Annotated in this window: 12 protein-coding genes; 4 read left to right on the forward strand and 8 right to left on the reverse strand. The window is 70.0% G+C overall.

All coding sequences use genetic code 11. From position 1 onward, the window contains the following. Positions 1–159: 159 nt before the first annotated feature. Entirely contained in the window at positions 160–1,755 is a 1,596-nt protein-coding gene (locus ACIQBL_RS26845) for a glycoside hydrolase family 32 protein (RefSeq protein ID WP_401945548.1), read from the reverse strand. Between the two features lie 189 nt (positions 1,756–1,944). Between ACIQBL_RS26845 and ACIQBL_RS26850 the strand changes: the two genes are divergently transcribed. Genes ACIQBL_RS26850 through ACIQBL_RS26865 form a run of 4 tightly spaced genes read left to right on the forward strand, consistent with a single transcriptional unit; the run spans position 1,945 to position 6,599 of the window. Next, a complete protein-coding gene (locus ACIQBL_RS26850; protein ID WP_401945550.1) occupies positions 1,945–3,354 on the forward strand; it encodes an extracellular solute-binding protein in 1,410 nt (469 codons plus the stop codon). Continuing rightward, positions 3,351–4,316, forward strand: a complete 966-nt coding sequence (locus tag ACIQBL_RS26855) for a carbohydrate ABC transporter permease (RefSeq protein ID WP_401945552.1) — start codon at positions 3,351–3,353, stop codon at positions 4,314–4,316. The genes ACIQBL_RS26850 and ACIQBL_RS26855 overlap by 4 nt, the downstream gene beginning before the upstream one ends. A 22-nt stretch (positions 4,317–4,338) precedes the next feature. Continuing rightward, positions 4,339–5,211, forward strand: coding sequence for a carbohydrate ABC transporter permease (locus ACIQBL_RS26860; protein ID WP_401945554.1), 873 nt, complete (start codon positions 4,339–4,341; stop codon positions 5,209–5,211). Continuing rightward, positions 5,208–6,599, forward strand: a complete 1,392-nt coding sequence (locus tag ACIQBL_RS26865) for a glycoside hydrolase family 32 protein (RefSeq protein WP_401945555.1) — start codon at positions 5,208–5,210, stop codon at positions 6,597–6,599. The genes ACIQBL_RS26860 and ACIQBL_RS26865 overlap by 4 nt, the downstream gene beginning before the upstream one ends. 246 nt (positions 6,600–6,845) lie before the next feature. Here ACIQBL_RS26865 and ACIQBL_RS26870 read toward each other — a convergent pair whose 3' ends face one another. The 7 genes from ACIQBL_RS26870 to ACIQBL_RS26900 form a co-directional block, all read right to left on the reverse strand. Further along, on the reverse strand, positions 6,846–7,910 hold the full coding sequence (locus ACIQBL_RS26870) for a LacI family DNA-binding transcriptional regulator (protein ID WP_401945801.1): 1,065 nt from the start codon (positions 7,908–7,910) through the stop codon (positions 6,846–6,848). A 542-nt stretch (positions 7,911–8,452) separates the two neighbouring features. After that, positions 8,453–9,442 carry a zinc-dependent alcohol dehydrogenase family protein gene (locus tag ACIQBL_RS26875; protein WP_401945557.1) on the reverse strand — a complete coding sequence of 330 codons (990 nt, stop codon included), beginning with the start codon at positions 9,440–9,442 and terminating at the stop codon, positions 8,453–8,455. Further along, positions 9,439–10,287 carry a carbohydrate ABC transporter permease gene (locus ACIQBL_RS26880; protein ID WP_401945558.1) on the reverse strand — a complete coding sequence of 283 codons (849 nt, stop codon included), beginning with the start codon at positions 10,285–10,287 and terminating at the stop codon, positions 9,439–9,441. Before ACIQBL_RS26880 ends, ACIQBL_RS26875 begins: the two co-directional genes overlap by 4 nt. Beyond that, positions 10,284–11,222 carry a carbohydrate ABC transporter permease gene (locus ACIQBL_RS26885; RefSeq protein ID WP_401945559.1) on the reverse strand — a complete coding sequence of 313 codons (939 nt, stop codon included), beginning with the start codon at positions 11,220–11,222 and terminating at the stop codon, positions 10,284–10,286. Before ACIQBL_RS26885 ends, ACIQBL_RS26880 begins: the two co-directional genes overlap by 4 nt. Continuing rightward, positions 11,219–12,589, reverse strand: a complete 1,371-nt coding sequence (locus ACIQBL_RS26890) for an ABC transporter substrate-binding protein (protein WP_401945560.1) — start codon at positions 12,587–12,589, stop codon at positions 11,219–11,221. The genes ACIQBL_RS26885 and ACIQBL_RS26890 overlap by 4 nt, the downstream gene beginning before the upstream one ends. A 90-nt stretch (positions 12,590–12,679) precedes the next feature. Then, positions 12,680–13,450 (reverse strand): DeoR/GlpR family DNA-binding transcription regulator, encoded by a 771-nt coding sequence (locus tag ACIQBL_RS26895; protein ID WP_401945562.1) that lies wholly within the window; start codon positions 13,448–13,450, stop codon positions 12,680–12,682. Positions 13,451–13,719: 269 nt separating this feature from the next. Beyond that, positions 13,720–14,529, reverse strand: a complete 810-nt coding sequence (locus ACIQBL_RS26900; RefSeq protein WP_401945564.1) for an NAD-dependent epimerase/dehydratase family protein — start codon at positions 14,527–14,529, stop codon at positions 13,720–13,722. Positions 14,530–14,677 lie beyond the last annotated feature (148 nt).

A 14,677-nucleotide genomic window follows, 5' to 3' on the forward strand; every position in this document is an offset into this window, starting at 1 on the left:
GACCGGGACCATTTTGCCGTTCCCTTACCAAGCGACCAATTGCCAAGCCTTGGAAGTTCCAGCCCGAATCCCGTCGATTCTCCCGGGCTGAAGCGGTCGGTGGATGCCCGGACGACAGTGACCGAGGTGCCTGGCGTGCACCCGTGCCGCCGGCCGGCCTCAGACCGAGAACTCACGTATCACCGTGTTGCGGAACACCGCGCTGCCGCCGATGGTGAACAGCGCGAGCCGGGTGTCCAGCAGGTACGGGAACACCTGGCTGGTGTGCACATAGCGGCCGTCGTCGACGAACATCTCCACCGACGTGCGGTCCACCAGGATGCGCAGCTTCACCGTGCCGGCGGACGGGTCGAACGGGGTGTGGCTCTCCTGCCATTTGCCGGACGTGTCGGCGTTCACGGTGTTGCGTCGGTTGAGGAAGGCGTAGTCGGCGTAGATCCCGGCGTCGATGTGCCGGCCGCCGCTGGGTGAGCGCCTCAACTGAAGGCCGGCGCCGGTCAGTTGGGACCACGTGATCTCGGTCGTCACCTCGTAGGAGATACCGGTGTAGTCGAGCACCTTCGTACCGTCCACGGTCACGTCGCCCAGGTTCACCGTGCGGGAGACATACGCGTCGAGACCGGCGACGGGCCGGGAGGCGAGGTAGTAGGTGCTGTCGGACGCCTTCTTCAGGGTGATCTCGCGGACGACGGAGTCGGTGCCGTTGAAGCCGTCGCAGTCGATGGTGGGGGTGGTGTCGGCGTAGTCCCAGTCGTTCACCCAGCCGATCGCGTACCGGGCGGACGCGTCCACCGCGCCGCTCGCGTCCCGCTTCTCGAAGGTGACGGCGCCGTACCAGTCCCAGCCGTGGTCGAGCCACTGCGGGTCGCTCGCGTCGGCGGTGAACGCGCTGCCGTCGAAGGAACCCGTCCAGTAGGCGTACGTGTTGGGCAGCCCCGAGCTCTTCCCGTTGGCGCTCGCGCCGAGCACCCATTTCACGGTGCCGTCGCCGGCGGTGACGCGGAACAGGTCGGGGCACTCCAGGACGCCGATGCCGTCGTGGACGAAACCGTTCACGTACGTCCAGGACTTGAGGTCGTCGGAGTGGTAGAAACCGATCTTGTCGTTCTCGGCGAGGGCCATCACCCAGCGGCCCCGGTCCTCGTCGCGGATCACCTTGGGGTCGCGGAAGTCGGCGACGCCGGGGTTGGGCAGGACGGGGGCGGTCCCGTAGTTGGTGAAGGTGAGACCGCCGTCGGTCGAGTAGTACAGGAACTGCTCCTGGTCGTCGGTGCCGCCGCCGGGCGACATGGTGACGATGACGACGACCGCGCCCGCGCCGAATCCGGCCGTGTTGCCGGTGTCGACCACCGCCGAACCCGACCAGAGATCGCCGTTGGGCGTGGTGTCCTTGGGTACGGCGACCCCGCGGTCGGTGAAGGAGACCAGGTCCTTGGTGGTGGCCAGGCGCCACGCGGTGCCGACGACACCGGTGAAGTAGTCGGCGTTGTAGAGGTAGTAGTAGTGGTACTCGCCGTCGATCCAGACGGGTCGCTGCGGGTCGTTCTTCCACTGGTCGGGAACCGTGAAGTGGTAAGCGGCGCGGTAACTCGCCCCGCTTACCGCGGAGTTGGCCGCGCTCTTGGCCGTCGCCCCGGGCTTGGGCCTGGGCTTCGGGGCGGCTGTGGCCGTTCCGGCGGGCAGCAGCGCGGCGGCGGTGCCCGCCGCGGATCCCGCGAACAGTGATCTCCTGGAAATCCCCGATGTTCCGGGCATGACGCATCGTTCCTCTCGTGGCGGCTCACGGAGTAGAGCAGAGCAGAGGGCGTGAAAAGCGGCTCCTGCGAACGAGGACTGTAGACCTAACTCGTTAAAGGTCAAGCGTTCCCGACCCTTGACAGGTCTGCCGCCCGGTTTCCATCATCTGGGGCATCACCCCTGAACTAACACGAGTTAGGCCCGTTGATGACTGACTCGCACCTCCCCCGCCGCACGCTGCTGCGGTACGGCGCGTACGGGGCCGGAGCAGCCGCTCTGGCCGCGACCGCCGCGAGCTGGGACCGGCTCACCGGAGCCGACATCCCCGGCCGTGACGACGGCTCCCTCGTCGTCGCCACCCTCGGCGCCGCCTTCGACCCGGCCACCATCGACGCCCTCACCAAGGGCTTCCACCGGCTCCACCCCGACATCCCGCTGCGGGTGAACGCGGTGCAGGCCGTCGACTGGTCGGACTTCTTCGCGAAGATCCTCACCCAGATCGCCGCGGGCACCGCCCCCGACCTGGTGTATGTGGCCACCGAGGGCGTGCAGTTGTTCGCCCGGAAGCTCGGCGTGGCCCTGGACCGCTGGGTACGGCGGGACGCGTCGGAACTGCGTGAGTACTTCGCCGACGTCCACCCCTCGCTGGTGGAGTCGATGATGTACGAGGGGAACCTCTACCAGCTGCCGATGGAGTTCAACGCCGCCGACATCTACCTCAACAAGCAGGTGCTGAAGCGGGCGGGCGCGGGTTTCCCGGCGGCCGACTGGAGCCGCGACGACTTCACCGCGCTGCTGCGGGAGATGAAACGCACCGGCGGCGCGCACTTCACGCCGTACTTCTGGACCAACCGGCTGTGGGGCGGCGTCGTGCCCTGGCTCTTCGCGAACGGCACGAACCTGCTGAAGGAGTCGAAGGCACCCGGCGGCTCCTGGCTGTGGGACACCTTCTACCCGGCCGCCGACCGCCAGGGGCGCGGCGGAGGCTTCCGCTGGAGCACCCCGCAGGCCACCGCCGACCGGGTCGAGGAGGCGTACGACTATCTCGCCTCCCTCGTCCAGGAGAACCTGTGCACCCGGCCCGAGGGCGGCAACGGCAGCAATCTGGTCGGCGTGTTCTCCACGGGCCGCGTCGGTGTCACACCGGCGGGCGGCTTCTGGGCGGGCGGCCTGCAGCAGGCCGGCATGCGGGCCGACGGCTACGACGTGCAGTACTTCCCCCGCTGGCGTACCCAGCGCCACCAGTTCGGCGCGGCGGGCTACGCGCTGCTGCGCACCTCGAAGAAGCAGGAAGCCGCCTGGGAGTTCATCAAGTACGCGGCCCGCAAGGACACGATGACCCGGCTGTTCCGGAGCAACCAGACCACCCCGGCCCGGCGTTCGATGCTGAACGCCGCCCGCTACGCCGAGAGCGGCCCGGCGCACTGGCGGGTCTTCTACGACACCCTCGACAGGTTTCCCGACACCGGCCCGATCCCCGCGCCGCCGCAGGTCGCCGAGGTGACCGACGTCCTGCTCAAGTACACCGGCACCGCGCTGGCCTCGCCGCGTGCGGTGGGTCCCGCGCTGCGCCGGATGCAGGGCGACCTGGAGCAGGCCATGGAGCGTGAGATATGACGAACACCGAGGTCCCGAACAGCCAAGTACAGGACGTGCGTTCGCGGCCCACCACGCCACCCGCCGTCACCGTACGGCCGTCCGTCCGCGACCGCGGTGCCCGGCTGCTGGCCACGCTGTTCCTGGCGCCCACGGTCGTCGGCATCGTCGTCTTCACGGTCGTGCCGATCATCGGGTCGATCGTGCTGAGCCTGTTCCACTGGAACGTGATCGACCCGCCCCGTTTCGCCGGCGGCGCCAACTACCGTACGACCTTCACGGATTCGACCGTCCTGGTCTCCTTCCGCAACACGCTCGTCTTCATGGTCCTCGCGGTCGCGCTGCAACTGCTGATCGCGCTGTCGCTGGCGCTCGCGCTGAACGGGCGGATGCCGGGATGGCTGCGGTCGCTGTTCCGTTCGGCCTTCTTCTTCCCGCTGGTGCTGTCCGCCGCGTCCATCTCGGTGGTGATGAAGTACCTGTTCAACCAGGACTTCGGGGTGGTGAACTGGCTGATCGGCCTGGTCGGCGTCGCGCCCGTGCCCTGGCTGACCTCGGAGCACGCGGCGATGGCCACGGTGATCCTGGTCTACGTCTGGCAGCAGTTCGGCTTCTCGTTCCTGCTGTTCGTCGGCGGTCTGAACAACATCCCCAAGGAGATCCACGAGGCCGCCGCCCTCGACGGCGCGACCGGCCTGCGCAAGCACCTCGGCGTCACGCTGCCGCTGCTGTCGCCGACGCTGCTCGTCGCGTCGGTGGTCGGCATCATCAACGCCCTCCAGGTCTTCGAACAGCCCTACGTCCTCACCGACGGCGGCCCCGGCGACGCCACCCGCACCGTGGTGATGGTGATCTACGAACGGGCCTTCGAGCAGCTCGACTTCGGCGAGGCGTCCGCGGTGGGCGTGCTGCTCTTCGCGCTGATCATGGCGGTCACCGCCCTCCAGTTCCGGCTCAGCCGGCGTTTCGTCCACTACCAGTGAGCCGGTGAGCCGCATGAGCGCTATGAGCCAAGCAACCCCGACCCTGAAAGCAACCCCGACCCTCAGCCGCCTACGTTATTCACTCACCCCCTGGGCCCGGATCGCCGCACTGACCGTGTGCGCCCTGCTGACGCTGGGCCCGGTCGTCTGGACCGTCTCCACCTCGCTGCGCACGCCGGCCCAGTCCTTCGACCTGCCCCCGCAGATCATCCCGACGCACCCGACGACCGCCGCCTACCGCGGGGTCTTCGATCAGATCGACGTGTGGCTGCTCGCCCTGAACTCCACGCTGGTGACGGCGCTGGTCGCCGTCGGTCAGATGATCACGGCGGGCCTGGCCGGATACGCCTTCGCGCGCATGGAGTTCCGTTTCAAGAGGCCGCTCTTCGGCCTGGTCCTGGCGACCATGATGGTGCCCTTGCAGGTCACCATCGTGCCGGTGTTCCTGGTGCTGAAGTCGATGGGCCTCACCGACACGCTCCTCGGCCTGATCGTCCCGGCCTTCCCGACGGCCTTCGGCACCTTCCTGATGCGCCAGTACTTCCTCGGTATGCCGAAGGACCTGGGCGAGGCGGCCATGCTGGACGGCGCGGGGCCCTGGCGGATCTTCCGCTCGGTGTACGCGCCGCTGGCCGCGCCCGGCCTGGCGATCGTCGGCGTACTGGCCTTCAACTACCACTGGAACGAGTTCTTCCGCCCGCTGATCCTGGAGACCTCCAGCCAGAACTACACGCTTCCACTGGGCCTGGTCTCCCTCCAGGGCAACCTCGGCACCGGCTCGATCTCCGTCGTCCTCGCCGGTGTCGTCCTCTCCATGTTCCCCGCCCTCGCCGTGTTCGTCGTCGGCCAGCGCCCGCTGCGTGAGGGCATCACCTCGGCAGGAGTCAACCGTTGAGCCATGACCCCAACGCGCCGCGTTTCAGGGTCCGTCCGCCCGCCGGCTGGATCAACGACCCCAATGGGCCGTTCCGTTGGCGGGACCGCCACCACCTCTTCTACCAGCACAACCCCGACGCACCGGTGCACGCGAACGTCCACTGGGGGCATGCCTCCAGCGCCGACCTCGTGCACTGGGAGCACCATCCGATCGCGCTCACCCCGACGCCCGGCGGCCCCGACGAGGCCGGCTGCTGGTCGGGCTGCGTGACCGACGACGCCGGCACACCGACCGCCGTATACACGGGAGTTGACCGTGCCCACACCGGACTCGGCACCATCTGCCTGGCGCGGGCGGCGGACTCCGACGACGAGCGGCTGACCGAGTGGAAGCCGCTGCCGACGCCGGTGGTGGCGGGGCCGCCGCCCGGCCTGGACGTGGTGATGTTCCGCGACCCGTTCGTCTTCCGCCACGCGGACCGGCGCTGGGCCCTCGTCGGCGCCGGGCACGCCGACGGCACACCGTCGGTCCTGCTCTACGACTGCGACGACCTGACCGACTGGCGGTTCGCCGGTGTGCTGCTGGACGGCAAGGACCCGGTGGCCGCGGGTGTGTTCGGCGACAAGTCGGTGGGCTGGGAGTGCCCGCACCTGTACCGGACGGCGGGCGGCGAGTACGTGCTCCTGGTGTCCCTGTGGGACGGAGACCCCTGCTCCACCGGATACTTGACGGGTCGTCTGGAAGCTTACCGCCTGGGCGAGTTGAGGTTCGTTCCGCGCGCCGGCGGCCGGCTCGACCAGGGGCGGGACTTCTACGCCCCCGCCGTGCTCCAGGAGCCGGACCGCGCACTGCTGTGGGGCTGGTCGTGGGAGGCCCGCCCGCAGGAGGAGGTGGACCGGGCCGGGTGGGCAGGCGTACTCACGGCACCCCGGGTCGTCGACGTCCACCCCGACGGTTCACTGCGGGTGAGTCCGGCCCCGGAACTCGACCTCCTGCGCCCGGCGGAGCCGTTCGTCACCACGCCGGGCCGGGTTCCGCTTCCCCGCGCCTACGACCTGACGGTCACCGCCTGCGGACCGACCACGGTGAGCCTGCTCCGGGACGCGGCGGGCCGGGAGTTGACCGTCCGGGCGGACCCCGCCTCGGGGACCGTCGTCCTCGACCGCAGCGCCTGGCCCCGGACCGGCAGGGAAGGCTCCGCCCCGATCACCGTGCACGTGCCGAAGGGGCCGGAACTCGCGCTCCGGCTGCTCGTCGACGGCTCGCTCCTCGAACTCTTCGTCGCGGACCGGGCCATGGTCACCGAACGCGTCTACCGGCGCCCCGGCGACATCCCCGAGCTGGTCGTCGACGGGCCGGGCGCCCGGGTCACGGGGTGGGCGCCGGACCCTGGGAGGCACGACTGACCACGGGCCAGGGCATGCGCGGGCCGGGTGCCCAGGTCGCGGGGTGGGCGGCCGGACCTACGGAGGCGCGGCTGACCGGAGCGCAGGCCACCGCGGGCCGGGCGCCCGGGGCACCGGATGGGGGCCGCGCCCGCGAAGGCACGACTGACCACGCACGGGCCGGGTGCTCAGGTCACCGGATGGGCGCTGAGCTCAGGGAGGCGCGGCTGACCACGGGGTAGGTCACGCGCGGGCCCGGCGTCCGGATCACCGGGTCGGTGCCGGACCCACCGAGTCGCGGCTGACCACCGGGCAGGCCAGGCGCCGGACGGTCGCGGGTGGCGTACGGCCTGCTTCGATGGCGTCCAGGAGCAGCCGGGCCGCCGCCTCGCCCATCGCCCGGTGCGGCAGCGCGACCGAGGTGAGCGGCGGGGTGAGGAACGCGGCCATGTGCTCCTGGTCGTCGTAGCCGACCACCGACAGATCGGCGGGCACATCGATCCCGAGCCGGGTCGCGGCGTGCAGGACACCTGCCGCGACCCGGTCGTTGTAGCACAGGACGCCAGTGGGGCGACGGTCCGGCCCGACCCCGTCGAGCAGGCGCAGCGCCCCCGCGTATCCCGCGGAGATCTCCCCGCCGCCGCGCACGATCCACTCCTTCGGCACGGTGACGCCCTCGGCGCGCAGCACCTCCCGGAAACCACGGGTACGTTCCACCGAGGCGATGTCGTCCAGACCGCCGATCACGGCGAGCCGGCGGTGGCCCGCACCGAGCAGCAGCCTGGCCGCGGTACGGCCACCGGCGCGCTCGGCGGGGACCACGGCGGGCAGGGAGCCGTCCTCGGGCAGGCAGTTGGCCAGCACGGAATGGGTGCGGTGCAGGCCCTCGGGGACGCGGACCCGGCGCAGTGACATGGCCGCGTAGATGATGCCGTCCACACGCCGGTCGAGCAGTTCCGCGACGGCCGCGTCCTCCTTGACCGGGTCACCGCCGGAGTCCACGGTGAGGACGAGATGGTCCCTGTCCCAGGCGGTCTCCATGGCGCCGCGCAGCAGCCGGCCGGCGAACGGCGAGGACGCGATCTCATCGGTGACCAGCCCGATCACGGCCGTACGGCGACGGCGCAGACCGCGGGCCACCGGGTCGGGCCGGTAGCCCAGCCGGGTCGCGGCCTGCCGGATGCGTTCCTGGGTGGCGGGGGAGAGATTGCCCTCGGCCCGGCCGTTGAACACGAAGGACACCGCGGTGTGCGACACACCGGCGAGCCGGGCGACGTCCCGTGACGTCGGGCGCCCGGTGCCCGTGTTCCCGCTCTCCTCGGCACCGCCCACGCCGTCCGCCGCCCTCGCCAGCCCGTCCCCGTCGATCACCGTCCACCCTATCCGCGGGGAGCGCGACGGCACACAGGAGATCCTCGGGGCGTCGCGGCGCGGGCGTCCGATGTGATCACTCACCGGATTCCGCGGAGAGCGGGGACCGCTTCGGGCCGGGCGTCGGACCGACTGGGCGCAAGCACGTCATCCGCCGGCGATGCCGACCCACCCGCCCGGTGGAGGGCCTGTCTGCGGGCCGGACCGCGCAAGCCGCTCACGGCGACGGGCCGTGACGGCGGACCAGACCGGCGCCCCCCGCCGAAGGTGACGTCCTCGATCCGGCGGACGGTGTTCTCGATGACCCCGTGCGCGCGAGCCCGGCCCGCGACCTCCTTCGCGGTGGCCTGCCCGGCGCGCAGACAGGCCCTCCTGGCACTCGATGAACTGCCAAGAAGCCCTGCTGCCCTGCTGCCCTGCTGTCCTGCCTCGGCCTCACGCGATCACCCGATCAGGAACTCTGTTCGGCCGGACCAGCCCCGTGATCGACAAGCGGATGACGTCTAAGGGACCACGACGATCTTCCGGCCCACCCCGGCCGCGAACTGCTCCAGCGCCTCCGGATACCGCTCCAGCTCGATCCGGTCGCTGATGAAGATCCCCGGGTCGAGGACCCCGTTCGCGAACAGCTCCGCCGCGCGCTCGAAGCTGTGCAGCACCGCCATGGAGCCGGTGATGGTGATCTCCTGGTTGTAGATACGGTACGGGTCGATCGACACCCGGGTCGCGTAGTCCGCCACCCCGAACTGGAGGAACGTGCCCGCCTTCGCCACCCGGTCCAGGCCGTCCTGGATCGCCGCCGCGTTGCCGGTCGCGTCGACGACGAGGTCCCAGCCCCGCGGCCGGTCCAGCTCGTCCGCGTTCGCCGCCGACCCGGAGACACCGAGCGTGCGGGCGGTCTCCAGGCGGGCCGGGTTCAGGTCCACGATGTCGACGCTCGCCGCGCCGGTGCGCTTGGCCAGCTCCAGCATCATCAGGCCCATGGTCCCGGAGCCGTAGATCAGGACATGCGCGCCGAGACGGGACTTGAGGACGTCGTAGCCGCGCACCGCGCAGGAGAGCGGTTCGACGAGGGCCGCGTCCTGGGTGCGTACGTGCTCGGGGAGCCTCACGCAGTTCGCCACCGGGGCGAGGGCGTACTGGGCCGCGCCGCCCGCCGTGGTGACGCCGATCGCGGCCCAGCGTTCGCAGAGGTTGTTGTGGCCGTTGCGGCACTGCCGGCACTCGTAGCAGTAGAGGGACGGGTCCACGGCCACCTGGTCGCCGACCGAGACCTCGGTGACCTGGGTGCCGACCGCGACGATCTCGCCCGCGAACTCGTGGCCCGGCACGATCGGCAGCTTGGGGGCGAACTCGCCCTGGAGGATGTGCAGATCGGTGCCGCAGAGGCCGCAGGCGGCGACCTCGACGACGACCTCGCGGGGGCCCGGCGTCGGGTCCGGGACCTCGGTGACGACGGCGCGGCCCACGGACTCGATGACGGCGGCCTTCATTTGACGGCTCCCAAGGAGAGGCCCTGGACCAGTTTGTCCTGGGCGGCGAACCCCGCGGCGAGCACCGGCAGGGAGATCACGAGCGACGCGGCGCACACCTTCGCCAGGAACAGGCCCTGGCTGGTGATGAACCCGGTCAGGAAGACGGGCGCGGTCTCCGCCACCACGCCGGTGAGCACGCGGGCGAACAGCAGCTCGTTCCAGCTGAAGATGAAGCAGATCAAGGCGGTTGCCGCGATACCTGGGAGGGAGATCGGGGCCACCACGCGCGCGAGGATGGTCGGCAGCCGGGCGCCGTCGATCTGTGCCGCCTCGATGACGGCGACCGGGACCTCGGAGAGGAAGGACTGCATCATCCACACCGCGATCGGCAGGTTCATCGAGGTGTAGAGGATGACCAGGAGCCAGATGTTGTCGAGCATCCCGGCGTTCTTCGCGAACAGGTAGATCGGCAGCAGGCCAGCCACCACGGGGAGCATCTTCGTGGACAGGAAGAAGAACAGGACGTCGGTCCACTTCTTCACCGGGCGGATCGACAGCGCGTAGGCCGCCGGGAACGCCAGCAGCAGCACGAAGAGCGTCGAAGCCACGGACGCGACAAGGGAGTTGACCAGCGCGGGCCAGGGGCTCGCGCCGCCGCCGGTGCCGAAGAACTCCCGGTAGCCGTCCAGGGTGAGGGCGGCCCCGAAGGACGGCGGGTTGGTGGCCGCGTCGGGCTCGGAGTGGAAGGACGTCAGCGCCATCCAGGCGATGGGCAGGAAGAACAGGATGCCCAGCACCCAGGCCACCAGGCCCAGGCCCGCTCCTTTGCGGCGGGCACGCACGCGTACGGCGATGCTGCTCATGCGCGGGACGCCTCCTCTCGGAACAGGGACGACACGACGCGCAGGGCGAAGGTCGCGATGATGATGGAGCCGATGACGACCAGGACGCCGGCCGCCGAGGCGAGGCCGTTCTCGTGGGCCTGGTAGAAGCTCTGGTAGACGGTGTAGGGCAGGTTGGCGGTGCCCAGGCCGCCGGACGTGATCGTGAAGACCGCGTCGAAGTTCTGGACGATGTAGATCGAGCCCAGCAGGGCGCCGAGTTCGAGATAGCGGCGCAGATGCGGGAGCGTCAGATAGCGGAAGACCTGCCAGTCGCTGGCGCCGTCCACCTTCGCGGCCTCGGTCTGCTGGTGGTCGCGGCTCTGCAGCCCGGCCAGCAGGATCAGCATCATGAACGGCGTCCACTGCCACACCAGGGAGGCCTCGACCGCGAGCAGCGGGTTGGTGGAGATCCAGTCCGGCTGTGGGCCGCCCACATAGTGCAACAGCCCATTGAACAGGCCGTATTCAGGGTTGTAGAGCACATGCTTCCAGAGCAGGGCCGCGGCCACCGGCACCACCAGGAACGGCGCGATCAGCAGGGTGCGGACGAAGCCCCGGCCGCGGAACTTCCGGTCCAGCAGCAGTGCGAGGAGTAGGCCGAAGACCAGGCTGGCCAGCACCACCGCCACGGTGAGCAGGACGGTCGTCCACACTGAGTGGCGCAGGTCGGCGTCGCTGAGGACCTGCTGGTAGTTGTCGAAACCGGTGAAGTGACGGGCCTTCGGATAGAGGGCGTTCCAGTCGAAGAACGAGATCACCAGCGTGGCCACGAACGGGAGTTGGGTCACGACGATCATGAAGATCAGGGCGGGGAGCAGCGGGGCGCGGGTGGCCCAGGCGCGCAGCCTGTCCGAGGGCTGACGCGCGGTGCGGGTCGGAGTGGCGGCCAGACGGGCCGTTGTCGTGGCGGTCATCGTCCCTCGTACTCCTTGGAGATCTTCTCGGCGAGTTTCTGGGACTTCTTCAGGGCCGAGTCGACGGACTGACGTCCGGCGATGGCCGAACTGATCTCCTGGGAGACCTTCGTGCCGAGGTCGGTGAACTCGGGGATGTCGACGAACTGGATGCCGGGCGCGGGGCGCGGCTGCACACCCGGGTCGGTGGGCCTGGCGCCCTCGATGGCCGCCTTCGTCATCTCCTGGAAGGCGGCGGCCTCCTTGACGTAGTCGGGGTTCGTGTACGTCGAGGCGCGCTTGCCGGCCGGCACGTTGGACCAGCCGTCCGTGTCGCCGACCAGCTGCTCGTACTGCTTGCTGGACGCCCAGGACACGAACTTCCAGGCCTTGTCGGAGTTGTGGGACGCCTTCTGGATGCCCCAGGCCCAGGTGTAGAGCCAGCCGGAGGACGCGGTCTTCTCGACGGGCGCGGGGACGTAGCCGAGCTTGCCCTTGACCGGGGAGCCCTTCGCCTCCAGCGATCCGGCCGCCGAGGTGGCGTCGTACCACATGGCGACCTTGCCCTGGGTCATGTTGTTGAGGCACTCGGCGAAACCGGACTGGGCCGCGCCGGACTCGCCGTGCTTGCGGACCAGGTCGACATAGAACTGTGTCGCCTTCTTGAACGCGGGGGAGTCGAGCCGCGCCTTCCAGTTCTTGTCGAACCAGGTGCCGCCGAAGGTGTTCACGACGGTCGTCAGGGGCGCCATCACCTCGCCCCAACCGGGCAGCCCGCGCAGGCAGATGCCCTTCATGCCCGACTTCGCGCCGTCGACCTGGGCGGCCAGGTCGGCCACCTGGGTCCAGGTCGGGTGCGCGGGCATCGTGAGGCCCTTCTCGGCGAAGATGTCCTTGCGGTACATCAGGAAGGACGACTCGCCGTAGAACGGCTGCCCGTAGAGCTTGCCGTCGTCGGCGGTCAGGGACTGCCGCATCGGTTTGAGGATGTCCTGCTCGTCGTATGCCGGGTCCTTCGCGACGTACGAGTCCATCTCGTGCAGCCAGCCGTTGCGGGCGTAGATCGGGATCTCGTAGTTCGAGAGGGTCGCCACGTCGTACTGGCCGGCCTGGTTGGCGAAGTCCTGGCTGATCTTGTCGCGGACGTCGTTCTCGGGCAGCACCGTGAAGTTGACCTTGATGCCGGTCTCCTCGGTGAAGTGCGGGGCCAGTTTCTGGAGTTCGGTCATCTGGGGGTTGTTGACCATGAGGACGTTGATCGAGTTGCCGCCGGATCCGGCGCCGCCCGCTCCGACCCAGCAGCCGGAGAGCAGCGGGGCGAGCAGCGTCCCTACGGCGGCCAGGGCGAGCGTGGCTCGCGGCGGCCGTCGTCGGCTCTGGGTTCGCATGGATCGCTCCTGCACATATGGGGAGAAAAAGCGCGGGCCGGGCATGGTCGCGCCCTACGTAGAGACTCAGTTGGAATTCCAAACGGCGTGCTAGACGCGGATGACCTGTGGCCCCAGCAAGGAGTACCGGTGGGCTTCGGCCGACGGGAGCAGCGTGCTCGTGACGATCGTCTCCAGGGCGCCGATCTCGGCGAACCGGCAGAAACTGACCGCCCCGAACTTGGTGTGCACGCCCGCGAACACGGTGCGCCGGGAGGCGCGGACGGCCTGTGCCTTGACCTCGCTGACCGCGGGGTCGGGGGTGGTCAGGCCGTGTTCGCGGGAGATGCCGTTGGCGCCGATGAAGGCGAGGTCGATGACGAAGCCGGCGAGCATCTTCGTCGTCCAGTGGTCCACGGTCGCGAGCGTGCCGTGCCGGACCCGGCCGCCGAGCAGCAGCACCGAGGTGTTCTCGGACTCGGCCAGCACGCCCGCGACCGGCAGGGAGGCGGTCACCACGGTCAGCGGCCGGTCCCTGGGCAGCGCCTCGGCGATGAGCTGGGGGGTGAAGCCCTCGTCGACGAAGACCGTCTCGGCGTCCCCGAGCAGCTCGGCCGCCGCGACCGCGATCCGGCGCTTCTCCGGGACATGACTCGTGGCGCGGAAGGCGAGCGTCGTCTCGAAACCGGCGCTCTCCACGGGGTAGGCGCCGCCATGGGTCCTGCGGACCAGCCCGTGGTCCTCCAGGGCGCGCAGATCGCGCCGTACGGTCTCCTTGGCCACGCCCAGCTCGGCGGCGAGCGCGGTGACATCGACCGAGCCGGTGCGGCGGGCGGCCCGCACGATCTCCCGCTGACGTTCTTCCGCCGAACTCGCGCCCATGGCCGACACCGCCTTCCCCGCTCACCTGGAGTACTGCCCGTTCGGGCCCGGTGGGACCCTGGGGGAAGTTCTACAGCCGACGTGCGGCACTGACCAGGCCTGTTGCACGCCCGATGCTGCCCGTGTGTGACCGTTTGCCGCACGCGGTGCCCGTCGCGGACCTGCGCGGCTGTCCACCGGGGCGTGGGATCGGGCAGTGTCCGTGCCCGAACACGCCGACGGGCGGGCCCGTTCGGTGCCCGCCCGCCTGTCCGGAGTTCCTTTTCCGGTCAGTACGGCCAGATCGGCGGGTCGTTCACGAAGTGCCCGCCCAGATAGGCGTGGGCCTCCTTGCCCGGCTCCAGCTCGCCGTGTTCGGCGATCAGCTTCTCGGCGTACGGCTCCGAGTCGTCCCGCGGCTCGTAACCGAGCGCCCGCGCGGTCGAGAGGTCCCACCACAGACGGGTGTTGGCGGAGGAGCCGTAGACGACGGTGTGCTCCACGTCCTCGGCGGTCAGGGCCGCGTGGAAGAGGCGGGCGCCGTCGGCGGGGCTCATCCAGATCGACAGCATGCGCACGCTGCTGGGCTCGGGGAAGCAGGAGCCGATGCGCACGGAGACGGTCTCCAGGCCGTGCCTGTCCCAGTAGAGCTGCGCCAGGTCCTCGCCGAAGGACTTGGACAGGCCGTAGAAGGTGTCGGGGCGGTGCGGGGTGTCGACCGGGACGAGTGGGTCGTCGCCTTGAGGCCTCGGGGTGTAGCCCACCGCGTGGTTGGAGGAGGCGAAGACGACACGGGGGACGCCTTCCTCGCGGGCGGCCTCGTAGAGGTTGTACGTGCCCTCGATGTTCGCCTTGAGGACCTTGTCGAAGGAGGCTTCCAGGGAGATGCCCGCGAGATGGATGACCGCGTCGACGCCCCGCACGGCCTCGCGGAGCGCCGCCCGGTCGGAGAGGTCCGCGGTGATCGCGTCCGGCTCGCCCTCGACCGGGCGCATGTCCAGCAGCCGCAGGTCGTAGCCGTAGGAGGGCAGCAGGTCCCGCATCAGGGTGCCGAGCCCGCCTGCGGCGCCGGTGAGCAGAACGGTGCGGGGAGCGGGCATCCTCGGGTCTCCTTGAGTGGTCGGCGAGTTGCTGGCCTCATGTGTGGATGGTATTCACATGCGTGGACCAGTTAAGGATCTGTCGTCGCGCCCGTCAAGTGTGGCGCGGACCTGGGAAATCCGCTCCCCTGTTGCTCATTCGCGCGCT

This window comes from Streptomyces sp. NPDC088350 (assembly GCF_044753545.1).
GTDB lineage: Bacteria > Actinomycetota > Actinomycetes > Streptomycetales > Streptomycetaceae > Streptomyces.

Coding starts and splice junctions, on each gene's coding strand:
- ACIQBL_RS26860 (WP_401945554.1), top strand. CDS start 4,339: ATGAGCCAAGCAACCCCGACCCTGAAAGCAACCCCGACCCTCAGCCGC.
- ACIQBL_RS26885 (WP_401945559.1), bottom strand. CDS start 11,222: ATGACCGCCACGACAACGGCCCGTCTGGCCGCCACTCCGACCCGCACC.
- ACIQBL_RS26875 (WP_401945557.1), bottom strand. CDS start 9,442: ATGAAGGCCGCCGTCATCGAGTCCGTGGGCCGCGCCGTCGTCACCGAG.
- ACIQBL_RS26850 (WP_401945550.1), top strand. CDS start 1,945: ATGACTGACTCGCACCTCCCCCGCCGCACGCTGCTGCGGTACGGCGCG.
- ACIQBL_RS26855 (WP_401945552.1), top strand. CDS start 3,351: ATGACGAACACCGAGGTCCCGAACAGCCAAGTACAGGACGTGCGTTCG.
- ACIQBL_RS26900 (WP_401945564.1), bottom strand. CDS start 14,529: ATGCCCGCTCCCCGCACCGTTCTGCTCACCGGCGCCGCAGGCGGGCTC.
- ACIQBL_RS26880 (WP_401945558.1), bottom strand. CDS start 10,287: ATGAGCAGCATCGCCGTACGCGTGCGTGCCCGCCGCAAAGGAGCGGGC.
- ACIQBL_RS26845 (WP_401945548.1), bottom strand. CDS start 1,755: ATGCCCGGAACATCGGGGATTTCCAGGAGATCACTGTTCGCGGGATCC.
- ACIQBL_RS26890 (WP_401945560.1), bottom strand. CDS start 12,589: ATGCGAACCCAGAGCCGACGACGGCCGCCGCGAGCCACGCTCGCCCTG.
- ACIQBL_RS26895 (WP_401945562.1), bottom strand. CDS start 13,450: ATGGGCGCGAGTTCGGCGGAAGAACGTCAGCGGGAGATCGTGCGGGCC.